Source organism: Streptomyces sp. NPDC007088 (assembly GCF_042869355.1).
Taxonomy (GTDB): Bacteria; Actinomycetota; Actinomycetes; order Streptomycetales; family Streptomycetaceae; genus Streptomyces.
On the sequence record NZ_JBIAFO010000007.1, the window covers coordinates 233,180 to 247,112 of the forward strand.

Annotated in this window: 10 protein-coding genes; 8 read left to right on the forward strand and 2 right to left on the reverse strand. The window is 74.1% G+C overall.

The features are described 5' to 3' along the window. Nucleotides 1-41: 41 nt before the first annotated feature. The 5 genes from ACFYMP_RS13995 to ACFYMP_RS14015 all read left to right on the forward strand — a co-directional run bounded on the left by ACFYMP_RS13995 (nt 42) and on the right by ACFYMP_RS14015 (nt 9,709). Nucleotides 42-983: an NAD-dependent epimerase/dehydratase family protein gene (locus ACFYMP_RS13995; RefSeq protein ID WP_388855721.1), complete on the forward strand. Its 942-nt coding sequence runs from the start codon at nt 42-44 to the stop codon at nt 981-983. A gap of 326 nt (nt 984-1,309) precedes the next feature. Next, entirely contained in the window at nt 1,310-2,332 is a 1,023-nt protein-coding gene (gene speB / locus ACFYMP_RS14000; RefSeq protein WP_388855724.1) for an agmatinase, read from the forward strand. After that, entirely contained in the window at nt 2,329-4,005 is a 1,677-nt protein-coding gene (locus ACFYMP_RS14005; RefSeq protein ID WP_388855727.1) for a thiamine pyrophosphate-binding protein, read from the forward strand. The genes speB and ACFYMP_RS14005 overlap by 4 nt, the downstream gene beginning before the upstream one ends. A gap of 219 nt (nt 4,006-4,224) precedes the next feature. Continuing rightward, nucleotides 4,225-5,580 carry a S8 family serine peptidase gene (locus ACFYMP_RS14010; RefSeq protein WP_388855730.1) on the forward strand — a complete coding sequence of 452 codons (1,356 nt, stop codon included), beginning with the start codon at nt 4,225-4,227 and terminating at the stop codon, nt 5,578-5,580. 334 nt (nt 5,581-5,914) lie between these two features. Then, a complete protein-coding gene (locus tag ACFYMP_RS14015) occupies nt 5,915-9,709 on the forward strand; it encodes an ABC transporter ATP-binding protein (protein ID WP_388856058.1) in 3,795 nt (1,264 codons plus the stop codon). Nucleotides 9,710-9,772: 63 nt separating this feature from the next. On the opposite strand, the gene ACFYMP_RS14020 is transcribed toward ACFYMP_RS14015, so the two are convergent. Together ACFYMP_RS14020 and ACFYMP_RS14025 are read right to left on the reverse strand one after the other, a co-directional pair. Continuing rightward, nucleotides 9,773-10,288, reverse strand: a complete 516-nt coding sequence (locus ACFYMP_RS14020) for a GNAT family N-acetyltransferase (RefSeq protein WP_388855733.1) — start codon at nt 10,286-10,288, stop codon at nt 9,773-9,775. Nucleotides 10,289-10,434: 146 nt separating this feature from the next. Further along, nucleotides 10,435-11,328, reverse strand: a complete 894-nt coding sequence (locus ACFYMP_RS14025; RefSeq protein ID WP_388855736.1) for a helix-turn-helix transcriptional regulator — start codon at nt 11,326-11,328, stop codon at nt 10,435-10,437. A gap of 195 nt (nt 11,329-11,523) precedes the next feature. On the opposite strand from ACFYMP_RS14025, the gene ACFYMP_RS14030 reads away from it, so the two are divergent. The 3 genes from ACFYMP_RS14030 (at nt 11,524) to ACFYMP_RS14040 (ending at nt 13,915) form a co-directional block, all read left to right on the forward strand. Continuing rightward, nucleotides 11,524-11,958 carry a nuclear transport factor 2 family protein gene (locus tag ACFYMP_RS14030; RefSeq protein WP_388855739.1) on the forward strand — a complete coding sequence of 145 codons (435 nt, stop codon included), beginning with the start codon at nt 11,524-11,526 and terminating at the stop codon, nt 11,956-11,958. Between the two features lie 509 nt (nt 11,959-12,467). Further along, entirely contained in the window at nt 12,468-13,202 is a 735-nt protein-coding gene (locus ACFYMP_RS14035; RefSeq protein ID WP_388855742.1) for a dienelactone hydrolase family protein, read from the forward strand. A 311-nt stretch (nt 13,203-13,513) separates the two neighbouring features. After that, on the forward strand, nt 13,514-13,915 hold the full coding sequence (locus ACFYMP_RS14040; protein ID WP_388855745.1) for a hypothetical protein: 402 nt from the start codon (nt 13,514-13,516) through the stop codon (nt 13,913-13,915). The last annotated feature ends 18 nt before the right edge of the window (nt 13,916-13,933 follow it).

A 13,933-nucleotide genomic window follows, 5' to 3' on the forward strand; every position in this document is an offset into this window, starting at 1 on the left:
GGGAACGGCCAGGACATGAACCCGAAGGGAACGAACAAGGGATGAACGACCGCCAGACGGACCGGGCGGACCGGACGGACGGGACGGACCAGACGGACGGGACGGACCGGACGGGCCGGGGCACCGTCCTCGTGACCGGCGCGGCCGGCGGGATCGGACGGTTCGTCGTGCGGGCGCTGACCGGCGCCGGGTACCGCGTGGTGGGCGCCGACCGGGAACGCGGCGCGGCGGACGACGGCTGCGCGCGCTTCGTGACCGGGGACCTCGCCGACGCCGCCACCGTCACCGCGTGCTTCACGGCCGCCGCCGAGGAGGCCGGGCCCGCCGGGCTCGCCGGGGTCGTCCACCTCGCGGCCTATCCGGCGCCCGGCATCGTCGCCGAGGACGAGACGCTGCGGGCCAACGTCCTCGCCGCGTACCTCGTGTTCCAGGAGGCGGGCCGGCGCGGGGTCCGGCGGATCGTCGCCGCCTCCAGCGCCTCGGCGGTGGGCCTCGCGTGGGCCGACCGCGAACTGCACCCCGTGTACGTGCCCGTGGACGAGGACCACCCGGACCTCACCGTCGACTCGTACGGGCTGTCCAAGGTCATGACCGAGCAGGCCGCCGCCTTCACGACACGCCGCTGGGGCACCGACACCGTCCTGCTGCGCTTCCCCTTCGTCGGCGCGGGGGCGCGGCTGCGCGCCCGCCTCGACGAGGTGCACGCCGACCCGGGCGGCAACAGCAAGGAACTGTGGGGCTGGCTGCACACCGAGGACGCGGCGCGATCCGTGCTGGCGGCGCTCACCGCCGAGCTGAGCGGCCACCACGTCGTCAACATCTGCGCCCCGGACAGCGCCGCCCTCGAACCGAGCCTCGACCTGCTGTCCGCGTACCACCCGGACACCGAGGTGCGCGAGGGCTTCGGCGGCCACGACACCTTCTTCGACACGCGGCGCAGCCGGGAACTGCTCGGTTTCGTGCCGAGTCGCACGTGGCGTTGATCCGAGGGGGCAGGGGGGCCGGGCCGGGCGCGTAGGGACGCGTACTCCGGCCCCGGCGCCCGTGCCCCGCCCCGCCGCCCGTGCCCCGTCCCGCCGCCCGTGCCCCGTCCCGCCGCCCGCGCCCCGACCCGGCGCCCGTGCCCCGCCCCGGCGCCCGTGCCCCGCCCCGGCGCACACGCTGCCGCCGCCCCCCGCCCGCCACCTGCGCGAACCGTGCCCGTGCCGTCCGTCCGGCCCCCCGGCTACAGTCGGGAGCGCGCCACCCGTTCCGAGGGCGATCCCCCCGGCCCCCTGCGGCGCATCCGACACGGCGAAGGCATCCCACCATGAGCGAGCAGCAGCACACCGGGCCCCAGGCCCCGTCCCCGGCAGGCGAGCGGACCACCCCGCGCGGACCCGTCGACTCCTCCCGCGTCCCGCGCTACGCGGGCCCCGCCACCTTCGCGCGGCTGCCCCGCCTCGACGAGGTCGGCCGGGCCGAGGTCGCCGTCGTCGGCGTCCCCTTCGACACCGGGGTCTCCTACCGGCCCGGCGCCCGCTTCGGCGGCAACGCCGTCCGCGAGGCGTCCCGGCTGCTGCGCCCCTACAACCCGGCGCAGGACGCCTCCCCCTTCGCCCTCGCCCAGGTCGCCGACGCGGGCGACATCGCGGTGAACCCCTTCGACATCGGCGAGGCCGTCGAGACGATCGAGGGCGCGGCCGGGGAACTGCTCTCCACCGGCGCCCGGCTCATGACGCTCGGCGGGGACCACACGATCGCCCTGCCGCTGCTGCGGGCCGTCGCCGAGCGGCACGGCCCGGTCGCGCTGCTCCACTTCGACGCGCACCTCGACACCTGGGACACCTACTTCGGCGCCGCCTACACCCACGGCACCCCCTTCCGCCGCGCCGTCGAGGAAGGCATCCTCGACACCTCCGCGCTCTCCCACGTCGGCACCCGGGGCCCGCTCTACGGCAAGCGGGACCTGACCGACGACGCGAAGATGGGCTTCGGCATCGTGACCTCCGCCGACGTCATGCGACGCGGCGTCGACGAGGTCACCGACCAGCTGCGCCAGCGCATCGGCGACCGCCCGCTGTACGTCTCCGTCGACATCGACGTCCTCGACCCCGCGCACGCCCCCGGCACCGGCACCCCCGAGGCCGGCGGTCTCACCTCCCGCGAACTGCTGGAGATCCTGCGCGGGCTCTCCTCCTGCCGGCTCGTCTCCGCCGACGTCGTGGAGGTCGCCCCCGCCTACGACCACGCCGAGATCACCGCCGTCGCCGCCTCCCACACCGCGTACGAACTCACGACGATCATGTCCCGCCAGATCGCCGAAGCCCGGAAGGACCCCGCGAACCAGTGACCCACGACCACGACCTGGAACTGCGCCCCACCGACGAGCAGACCCGGGCCGCGCTCGACCCGCCCGCCGGACGCACCGGCGGCGACCTCGTGGTCGAGACGCTGCGCGGACTCGGCGCCACGACCGTCTTCGGACTGCCCGGACAGCACGCCCTCGGCCTGTTCGACGCGGTGCGCCGCTCCGCGCTCGGCTACGTCGGGCTGCGCGTCGAGAACAACGCGGGCTTCGCCGCCGACGGCTACGGGCGGGTCACCGGGGAGGCCGCGCCGCTCCTGCTGTCCACCGGGCCCGGCGCGCTCACCTCGCTCGCCGCGCTCCAGGAGGCCGCCGCGGGCAGCTCCCCGGTGCTCGCCATCAGCAGCCAGGTCCCGGTCGCCGGGCTCGGCGGGGGCCGCCACGGCTACCTGCACGAACTGCGCGACCAGGAAGCCTCCTTCCGGGGCGTCGTGAAGTCCACCCACACCGTGCGCACCGCCTCCCAGATCCCCTCCGCGATCGCGGCGGCCTGGGAGTCGGCGCTCACCGTCCCGCACGGCCCCGTCTGGGTCGAGATCCCGCAGGACGTCCTCACCGCTGAAACGGTCCTGCCCGAGGTCAACGCGCCCGACGCCTTCCCGCCCGACCTCGTGCCGCGCCCCGAGCTGACCGCGCTCGCCGCGCACTGGCTCGCGCACGCCGAACGGCCCGCCGTCCTCGCCGGGGGCGGCGTCGTCCGCGCCGACGCCGCCGGGAAGCTGCTCGCGCTCGCCGAACACCTCGACCTGCCGGTCGTCACGACGTACGGCGGCAAGGGCGCCTTCCCGTGGGAGCACCCGCTCTCCGGGCAGTCCTGGATCGAGGACCGGCACACCACCGAGTTCCTGGAAGACGCCGACGTGCTGCTCGTCGTCGGCTCCGGGCTCGGTGAACTCTCCTCGAACTACCACAGCTTCGCGCCGCGCGGCCGGATCGTGCAGATCGAGGCCGACCTCGGGAAACTGGAGTCCAACCACCCGGGCCTCGGCATCCACGCGGACGCCCGCCTCGCCCTGACCGCCCTCCTGGAGACCGCCCCGCCCCGCAGCGAACCCGGGGCGCCCGAGCGCGTCGCGAGCCTGCTCGCCAAGGTCCGCGCCCGCATCGACGCGCAGCACCTGACCCTGGAACAGGACCTGCTCGCCGCGATCAGGGCGGCGCTGCCCGACGAGTCGCCGAGCTTCTGGGACATGACGATCCTGTCGTACTGGGCCTGGGCCGCCTTCGACGCCCGCCGCCCCGGCACGATGCACTCGGCGCAGGGCTCCGGCGGGCTCGGCTACGCCTTCCCCGCCGCCCTCGGCGCCGCGAGCGCCGACCCGGCCCGCCCCGTCCTCGCGGTCTCCGGGGACGGCGGCGCGATGTACTCGCTCGCCGAACTCGCGACCGCCAAACAGTACGGGCTGCCGGTGACCTGGCTCATCGTGGACGACGGCGGCTACGGCATCCTGCGCGAGTACATGACCGGAGCCTTCGGCGAGACCACCGGCACCGAACTCGCCCGCCCCGACTTCCCGGCGCTCGCCGCCTCCTTCGGCGTACCGGCGGCCCTGACCACCCCCGAGCGGCTGCGTGAGGACCTGGCCGAGGCGCTCGCCGCACCCGGTCCCTCGGTCGTCGTCCTCCCGGCCGTACCGAGGATGTTCAAGGAGAGCTGAGGGCGGGGGTACGCGGGGGTACGCGGGGTACCGAGGGCGCCCGGCCGGGCGCGGCGCCGGGCCCGGGAGGTTCACCCGGACGGCCCTGGCCCGCTGGCCGCTCCAGGGGCGCCGGGACAGCGTGGGAGCCGTCCCTCGCCACACCCCTCGTACCCCGCCCGCAGGGCGCGCAGCGCGTGTGCCCCGTCGGCCGGCGGTCAGGACCTGGAGGACCGTCCCGTGCCTCACCGCGCCCGTACCGTCCGAGCCGCCCTCGCGTGTGCGACGGGCTCCGTGCTGCTGGCGACCGGCTGCCAGACCGTCGCCGGGTCCCAGGCCGCGCAGCAGGCGGCCACCGCGACCGCGATGCCGACCCCCACGACGACCGCGACCGGCCCGGTCCGCCGGCTGTGCACGAAGGCGACCCGGACCGGCTGCTACACCTTCGACCAGCTCCGGCAGGTGTACGGCGCCAAGGCGCTCAACGCCAAAGGCACCGACGGCGAGGGCACGACGGTGGCCGCGCTCAACGTCGTCGGCTCCCCGCACCTGGCCGAGGACCTGAAGACCTTCAGCTCCGCGATGCGCCTGCCCGCCCCGGACCTGACCGTCGTGCGCCAGTCCCCGGGCAGGGGCCGGCGGGCCGCCCCCTTCGACTGGAAGAACGAGACCATGGTCGCCATGGCCCGCGAGGCCACCCTGGACGTCCAGGCCCTCCACGCCATGGCCCCCAAGGCCGGCCTGCGCTTCTATCAGGTGGACCTGGAGCAGCGGGACGCGGCGAAGGGCATCACCCCGCGCGCCATGGACCTCATCGCGCGGGCCATCCGCACGGCCGTCGCCGAGAACAAGGCCGACGTCCTCTCGCTCAGCTTCGTCTTCCCGGAGACCGGCGACCAGAGCGCCCACGTCGCCCGGCTCTACCGCGACCTGCGCCCGGTGTTCGACGAGGCCGCCGCCAAGGGCATCACCGTCGTCGCCGCGAGCGGCGACGAGGGCGCCGCCCCGGGCGCCGCCGAGGCCGCGAAGGCCGGACGGGAACCGGTGCGCACCGTGTCCTGGCCCGCGAGCGATCCCGGGGTGACGGCCGTCGGCGGCACCCGGCTCACCCTGGACGACCGGGGCCGGCGCCGCAGCCCCGACACCGTGTGGAACGACAAGGGCGGCGCGACGGGCGGCGGCACCTCGGTCCTCGCGGGCCGACCCGACTACCAGGACGGCGTGCGGAAGGTGACCGGGGAGCACCGGGGCGTCCCCGACGTCTCCCTCACCGCGTCCGCGACCGGCTCCACGATGATCTGGTTCACCCACGACCGGACCTCCTCCTGGGCCCCCATGCTCGGCACGAGCCTCTCCGCGCCCCTCTTCGCCGGCCTCACCGCGCTCGCCGCGCAACAGGCCGACAAGCGACTGGGCCCGGTCAACGCGACCCTGTACGGCGCCGTCCAGGCCGCCGACCGCTCCGGGCTCGTCGATGTCGTGAACGGCGTCAACGGCGAGGCCGGCTACCGCGCCGCACCCGGCTACGACCTCGCGAGCGGCCTGGGCACGGTGGACGCCGCCCGACTGGTCCCGGTACTGGCCCAGGGACAGTGACCTGTCAGCCGGCAGCACCCCGGCAACCAGCCCCTCCGGCGCCGACAACCAGCCCCTCCGGCGCCGACAACCAGCCCCTCCGGCGCCGACAACCAGCCCCTCCGGCGCCGACAACCAGCCCCACCGGCGCCGGCAACCAGCCCCTCCGGCGCTTGAGGAGCGGGGTCCGGGGCGGAGCCCCGAGTCGGTTCCCCCCGGCCCGGCGGAGCCCACCGGTGGAGCCCGAACGTAACGGCGGGATGAAATCCGCACGTGAACGCGTTCCCCCTGCGGCGACACAGATCCACAGGAGGCGCGCGTGGCGGCGGGAGAACCCACCCCTATCGGTACGGACATCGGCTCGCGGGACGACAGGACCCCGCCCCCCGCCCCCCGGCAGGCACCCGGCTGGGCCCGGCGGCTCGCCGGCTACGCCTGGCGGTACAAGAGGGATGTCGTCATCTCCCTCGGCGCCTCCCTCGCGGGCATGGCCGTCATGGCCCTCGTCCCGCTCATCACCAAGATCATCATCGATGACGTGATCGGTGACGGCAGCCGCCCCATGGGCACCTGGGCCGGCGCCCTCGTCGGCGCCGCCGTCGTCGTCTACGTCACCGCCTACCTGCGCCGCTTCTACGGCGGCCGGCTCGCGCTCGACGTGCAGTACGACCTGCGCAGCGAGATGTACGCCACCATCACCCGGCTCGACGGCCGCCGCCAGGACGAACTGTCCACCGGCCAGGTCGTCGGCCGCGCGACCAGCGACCTCCAGCTGATCCAGGGCCTGCTGTTCATGCTGCCCATGACCATCGGCAACGTCCTGCTGTTCGTGATGTCCCTGGTCATCATGGCGACGCTGTCGCTCCCGCTGACCCTCGTCGCCCTCGCCGTCGCCCCCGCCCTCTACTTCATCGCCCGCCGCTCCCGCGCCAAACTGCACCCCGCGACTTGGTACGCGCAGGCCCAGGCCGCCGCCGTCGCCTCCGTCGTGGACGGCGCCGTCTCCGGAGTCCGCGTCGTCAAGGGCTTCGGGCAGGAGGAGCAGGAGACGGGGAAGCTGCGCGAGGTCGGCCGCAGGCTGTTCGCGGGCCGGCTGCGCACCATCCGCCTCAACGCCAGGTACACCCCGGCGCTCCAGGCCGTCCCCGCGCTCGGCCAGGTCGCGATGCTCGCGCTCGGCGGCTGGCTCGCCGTGCGCGGCCACATCACGCTCGGCACCTTCGTCGCCTTCTCCTCCTACCTCGCGCAGCTCGTCGGCCCCGTACGCATGCTCGCCGTCGTCCTCACCGTGGGCCAGCAGGCCCGCGCGGGCGTCGAACGGGTCCTCGAACTCATCGACACCGAGCCCTCCCTCCAGGACGGCACGAAGGAACTGCCCGCCGACGCGCCCGCCACCGTCGAGTTCGACGACGTCGGCTTCGCGTACGAGGAGGGCCGCCCGGTCCTCGACGGCTTCTCGCTGGAGATCAGCCCCGGCGAGACCGTCGCCCTCGTCGGCTCCTCCGGCAGCGGCAAGTCCACCGTGTCGCTCCTGCTGCCCCGCTTCTACGACGTGTCCCACGGCGCCGTCCTGGTCGGCGGCCACGACGTGCGCGAACTGACCCAGTCCTCGCTGCGCTCCGCGATCGGCCTGGTCCCCGAGGACTCCTTCCTCTTCTCCGACACGATCGGCGCGAACATCGCGTACGGCGTGCCCGGCGCCACCCGGGAGCAGATCGAGACGGCCGCGCGCGCCGCCCAGGCCGACCGCTTCATCCGCGAACTGCCCGAGGGCTACGACACGACCGTCGGCGAACACGGACTGACCCTGTCCGGCGGGCAGCGCCAGCGCGTGGCCCTGGCCCGCGCGATCCTCACCGACCCGCGCCTGCTCGTCCTGGACGACGCGACCTCCGCCGTCGACGCCCGCGTCGAGCACGAGATCCACGAGGCGCTGCGCGGCGTCATGGCGGGCCGTACGACCCTGCTCATCGCGCACCGCCGCTCCACCCTCGGCCTCGCCGACCGCATCGCCGTCCTCGACCGGGGCCGGCTCGCCGCCGTCGGCACGTACGAGGAGCTGGAGGCGGACTCCCCGCTCTTCCGCCGCCTGCTCACCGACCCCGACGAACTCGGCGCCGTCTCGCCCGGCCACCCGCTCCCCGCCGACCTGCCCGAGGACGAGTCGGTCCGCGCCGAACTCGACGCCGAGTACGACGCGGAACGCGGCATCACCCCGCAGCTGTGGACCGGCGACCGCACCCCGCGCGACACCGCCCTCACCGGGATGCCCGCGACCCCCGAACTGCTCGCCCAGGTCGAGGCGCTGCCCCCGGCCGAGGACCTGCCCGGAATCGACGAGGCGCGCGCCGTCGCCCCCGAGGACTCCTACGGGCTGCGCCGGCTGCTGCGCGGCTTCGGCAGGCCGCTGCTGCTCAGCCTCCTGCTGGTCGCCCTCGACGCGGGCCTCGCGCTGGCCCTGCCGGTCCTCATCCGGCACGGCATCGACGACGGCGTCAACCGGCTCGCGCTCGGCGCCGTGTGGACGGCGGCGGGCCTGGGCCTGGCCGCCGTACTCGTGCAGTGGGCCGCGCAGATCGGCGAGAACCGCATGATGGGCCGCACCGGCGAACGCATGCTGTACGCGCTGCGCCTGAAGATCTTCGCGCACCTCCAGCGGCTCGGCCTCGACTACTACGAGCGCGAGCTGACCGGCCGCATCATGACGCGCATGACGACGGACGTCGACGCCCTGTCCTCGTTCCTCCAGACCGGACTGGTCACCGCCTTCGTGTCGGTCGTCACCTTCTTCGGCATCATGGCCGCGCTGCTCGTCATCGACGTCGAACTCGCCCTCGTCGTCTTCGCGACGCTGCCCGTCCTGATCCTCGGCACCGTCGTCTTCCGGCGCCGCAGCGTCAAGGCGTACAAGCTGGCCCGCGAACGCATCTCGGTCGTCAACTCCAGCCTCCAGGAGATGGTCGCGGGACTGCGCGTCGTCCAGGCCTTCCGCCGCGAGGACACCGGCTACGAGACCTTCCAGAAGGACGCCCGCGCCTACCGCAACGCCCGCATCCGGGGCCAGTGGCTCATCTCGGTCTACTTCCCCTTCGTCCAGCTCCTGTCCACGGTCGCGACCGCGCTGGTCCTGATCGTCGGCTCGCACCGCGTCGACGCGGGCACGCTGACGACGGGAGCGCTGGTCGCCTACCTCCTCTACATCGACCTGTTCTTCTCCCCCGTCCAGCAGTTGTCGCAGGTCTTCGACGGCTACCAGCAGGCCACCGTCTCACTGGGCCGCGTCCAGGAACTCCTGGTCGAGCCGACCTCCACGGCGAGCGCGCAGCGGCCCGAACCGGTCGGCGAACTGCGCGGCGAACTCGCCTTCGAGCACGTCGCCTTCGCGTACGGCGAGGAGACCGCGCTGCACGACGTGGACCTGCGCATTCCGGCCGGGCAGACCGTCGCCTTCGTCGGTGAGACGGGCGCGGGCAAGTCCACGCTCGTCAAGCTCGTCGCCCGCTTCTACGACCCGACCTCCGGCGCCGTCACGGTCGACGGCCGCGACCTGCGCGACCTCGACCTGGCCGGGTACCGGCACCAACTCGGCGTCGTACCCCAGGAGTCGTACCTGTTCGCGGGCACCGTGCGGGACGCCATCGCGTACGGCAGGCCCGAGGCGAGCGACGCCGAGGTGGAGGCGGCGGCCCGCGCGGTCGGCGCGCACGACATGATCGCGACCCTGGACGGCGGCTACCTCCACGAGGTCACCGAACGCGGCCGCAACCTCTCGGCCGGACAGCGCCAGCTCATCGCCCTGGCCCGCGCCGAACTCGTCGACCCCCGCGTCCTGCTGCTCGACGAGGCCACGGCCGCGCTCGACCTCGCGAGCGAGGCCCAGGTCACGCAGGCCACGGAACGCGTCGCGGGCCGCCGCACGACCCTCGTCGTCGCCCACCGCCTCACCACGGCGGCCCGCGCCGACCGCGTCGTCGTCATGGACCACGGCCGCGTCGCCGAGGACGGCACCCACGACGAACTCCTCGCCCTGAACGGTACGTACGCCCGCCTGTGGCGCACGTTCACCGGGGAGGGCGAGCCGGTGGACCTGATCAAGCCGAGTGGCCCCGGCGACCCGAGCGACCCGGAGGAGCCGGTGGCCGTGCGGTGAGGTGAGGCGGGCCGGGCCGGGCCGGGCGGGGGCGGGTCGGCGGGGCGGGTCAGGGGGCCGGGGTCACAGCTCCCTCCGCAGGAGAACGCACATCGTCTCGTGGCGGCGGACCGACCCGTCGGGCCCCTCCTCGTCCCAGGCGTCGGGCTCGCGGCCGTACGCGACGTAGCCGAGCCGCTCGTACAGGGCGCGGGCCCGGGGGTTGTCCTCCTCCACGGCCAGCTCGGCGGTGCGCAGACCGCGCTCCCGGACACGCTGTTCGGCGGCGCGCACGAGCAGCGTCCCGAGGCCCCGGGACCGCAGCGCCGGGAGCACGGCGAGCTGCCACAGCGTCCCGGCCCCCTCGGACGCCTGATAGTCGACACCGCCGATCGCCACCGGCAGGCCGACGGGGGTGCACACGGCCAGGTAGTCCACCTCACCGGCGGCGGCCCGCGCCAACTCCCGCTCCACGTGGCGCAGATGGGTGGCCGATCCGGACCAGGCACACGCGGGGAGGTCCTGCGGCCGCAGATCGCGCACGCTGACGGGCAGGACGAGGGTGGCGTCGGTACGGCTGCTGCTCTCCTGAGTCGTCACACCCGAAGCATGCTGCCCGCGCCCCGGACACGGCAACGCGTTTCCGGGCGACTTGGAGGCGTCACAGAAGCCTCGGGCGATCGATGTGACTGCCGGCTGGGCTGCTCCGTCGGGCTGCTCGCTGGGCTGCGGAAGATATAAGCCCGTCAGGGCTTCCGGCTCGACGGTTCGCTCGTGGAGTGCGCGTTCTGCTCCAGTCCGGTGGTGGCGGACCAGCCGGCGAGCAGCTTCAGGCCGTCCTCGGCGGCGGTATCGGGGGGCGCGCTGTAGACGACCACGCTCAGGCCGCTGTCGTCCGGCAGGCTCATGGTCTCCTGATCGAGTTCCAGGTCGCCGACGAACGGATGGCTGAGGCGTTTGGTGCTCTCGCGGAAGACATGCACGTCGTGAGATCCCCACATCACGCGGAAGGCGTCGCTGCGGGTGGACAGTTCACCGATCAGGTTCGACAGTTCCCGGTCGTAGGGGCTCTTTCCCGCCTCGACGCGCAGCGCGCCCACGGCGAAGCGGGCCATACGCTCCCAGTCGGTGTAGAACCGCCTGGCCGCTGGATTCAGGAACGCGAACCGGGCGACGTTCGCCCCGCAGGCCGGGTCGGCGTACATCTCCGAGTACAGGGCCCGGCCCAGTGGGTTGGCGGCCAGCGTATCGAGGCGGTTGTTCATCACGTACGCCGGCATCCCCGGCATGCCTTCGACGATCCGCGCCACGCTCGGCCTCACCGCCGGGCGGACCTCCCGCTGCCTCGCCCGCGCCCCCGGCCCGGCGGCGCGGGCGAGGTCGTACAGGTACACGCGCTCGGTGGCGTCCAGCCGCAGGGCGCGAGCCAGGGCGTCCAGCACGCTGTCGGAGACACCTTTGAGGTTGCCGCGCTCCAGGCGCGTGTAGTACTCGACGCTCACCCCGGCGAGCGTGGCGACCTCTCCCCTGCGCAGTCCGGGCACCCGCCGCTGACCGTAGGCCGGCAGACCCGCCCGCTCGGGGGTGATCTTGTCGCGTCGGGAGCGGAGGAAAGCGCTGACTGCGTCCCGGTTGTCCATGACGACAGGGTAGGCAGGCCACACGAGCGCTGGGGGACCCTGCCAGTACCCCTCACAGCGGAAACTCCCCCGTCACGCGCCCGTGCCGTTGCATGGTGCTCGCCCCGGTCCTCCGGGGCCCGACCGGTGCGAGGGCACATGCGCCCCGGGCCGGCCGACCTTTCCGGTACCGGAACAAAACTGAAGGGCACCAAGATGAGCAACCAGACGAAGACGCCGGCGGAGAGCCCCGCGCAGGTCGTGCGAGGGCTGTATGACGCGCTGAGCAAGGGCGACGTGCCGGGTGTCCTGGCCAGGCTCGCCCCCGAGGTGATCATCGACGAACCGATCCAGCTCCCCTACGGCGGCGTGCACCAGGGCCGCGAGGTGTTCGCGCAGTCGATCCTGGGCGCGATGGCGGGCTACGCCAACGTCGCCATCACCGATGCCGAGGTGTTCGAAGGCCCGGCCGGCGTCGTCGGAAGGCTCACCGGAACGCTGACGGCCCACACCACTGGTGAGGACTTCCCGCTGACCATGGTCGAGATCCACCAGATCGAGGACGGCACGGTGCGCAAGATCGACGTCTACACCAAGAACCCCCACGAACTCGCCGCCTTCTACGCGCGCGCCGAGGCGGGCACCCGCTGACGACGACACGGTTCACAGCCGGGCCGAGTCGCCTCACGGCGGCGCGAGCAACCCGGCCGACTCACGCTCGGGCTCTCGTCCTCGGGCTCTCGTCCAGCCGCGGCCGCGCCGGCGTGCGCGCGGAGGGCCGAGCGCGAAGGGTGGCCCAACCCCCGGATCACGCGTCACGCATAACAGGTGAGTGGTGGGTGCTTGCCGGGCAGCCACAATGACCGGGACTCGTAGTCGGCGGATGGCTGTCCGATACGCGCAGGTCACAGGCGCGTGGAGGAGACGCGCTGGCGAATCCCGAGAGGGCCGGCTGGCGGATCACGCCCTGTCCGGAGCCGGTGGAGCCGCCGTCGTGGCGGGGGAGCAGCTCGCACGTCGCCCACCACGCCTGAGCGGGTATCCCGAATCCGGCACCCTGTCCACAGGTGAGTTCTCCTGGCTTTGCCGTGGGCCGGCCGCATTCCGCCCCTGGTGAAGACCGGCCCACTCGGGCAGGCGCGTCACTACAGTCCGGACTCATGACGACGACGGTCACGACGCGCACAGTCACCTACCCGGCCGACGGTCTGACGATGACCGGCCACCTCGCCCTCCCCACCGGTACCGGCCGCCGCCCCGCGGTCCTGATCGGGCCCGAGGGGATGGGGCCCAGCGACATCGAGCGCCGCCGGGCCGAGGCCCTGGCCGGACTGGGCTACGTGGCGCTGGCCTTCGACCTGCACGGCGGGCGCTATCTGGACGACCCGGAGGAGATGCTGGCCCGCTGCCTGCCGCTGCTCGCCGCCCCCGACCGGATGCGGGACATCGGCCACGCCGCCCTCGACGTCCTGCTCGCCGAACCACGGACCGATCCCGGCCGGGTCGCCGCCATCGGCTACGGCACCGGGGGCGCGATCGCGCTGGAACTCGGGCGCGCGGGGGTCGACCTGCGCGCGATCGGCACGGTCAACGGCCTGACCACGGGCCGGCCGGGCGAGGCGGCCCGCATCCGCTGCCCGGTGTGGGCCGGAGTCGGATCGGAGGACCCGATCATGTCCGCCGCCCAACGTGACGCCTACGCGGCCGAGATGCGGGCCGGGGACGTCGACTGGCGCCTCGTGACCTACGGCGGCGCCCTGCACGCCTTCCACCACCCACCGGTCGACCACGCCACGCCCCCCGGCGTCGGCCACCACCCGCGGCACGCGCGACGCGCCTGGCGCGACATCCTCGACCTCCTCGCCGAGTGCCTGCCGGTGACGGGGGCGGGGTGAGGCGGACGCCGGGGCCGACGCCGTCGTGACACGGCATCGGGCAGGACGACAAGGGGCCCGGGAACCGACGCGCGGGACCCTCAAGCGGTGCCGCGCCCCGCGGCGTCCAGGACGGGACGCCGACGAGGACACGCCACGGCGTCCGCGGGGACGGCAGGAGTGACGACGCCCCCGTGGGCCCTCGTCGCCGGCGGGCGGCTACGGGGCGGCAAGAGGACGGCCGTCCTCCGGCGCAACCGCCGACCCACCCGCCCGCGTCCCCCACCTCGTACATCCGTACGGTGGTGGGGGATGTGAAGGAAGGGGCGGGAGTGACAAGAAGTGGTGACCGGGGAAGGGCGGGAGCGCGCACCCTGCTGACCGCCGTCCTCGCCCTGAGCACGCTCCTGGTCCTGCTGCTCACGCCCACCGCGGCGACCGCCGCGACCGGCCACTGCCGGGGCCACCTCGTCCGCACCCTGCGCTTCCCGACGGGCACCCTGACCGTCCACCGCTCCGGCCCCTACGTGTGCGCCCAGACGCAGGCGCGCAGCACCCGCACCCGCACCACGATGTCCGTGACCCTCCAGGCCCGGGGCAGCCGCCAGGTCGGCAGGAAGGCCCGCTACACGGCCCGCACCCCACCCGTCACCGTCCACGCGGGAGGCCGCTCGATCCGGGTGAGCGGGGCAGTGGGCCGGGGCTCGGCGCACAGCGGCTGGTTCGAGGGCTGAGACACCGGCGGACCGGTG

Bases quoted from the DNA above. Each gene is read 5' to 3' on its own strand.
- ACFYMP_RS14030 (WP_388855739.1), top strand. From the start codon at position 11,524: ATGAGCAACCAGACGAAGACGCCGGCGGAGAGCCCCGCGCAGGTCGTG.
- ACFYMP_RS13995 (WP_388855721.1), top strand. From the start codon at position 42: ATGAACGACCGCCAGACGGACCGGGCGGACCGGACGGACGGGACGGAC.
- speB (WP_388855724.1), top strand. From the start codon at position 1,310: ATGAGCGAGCAGCAGCACACCGGGCCCCAGGCCCCGTCCCCGGCAGGC.
- ACFYMP_RS14025 (WP_388855736.1), bottom strand. From the start codon at position 11,328: ATGGACAACCGGGACGCAGTCAGCGCTTTCCTCCGCTCCCGACGCGAC.
- ACFYMP_RS14035 (WP_388855742.1), top strand. From the start codon at position 12,468: ATGACGACGACGGTCACGACGCGCACAGTCACCTACCCGGCCGACGGT.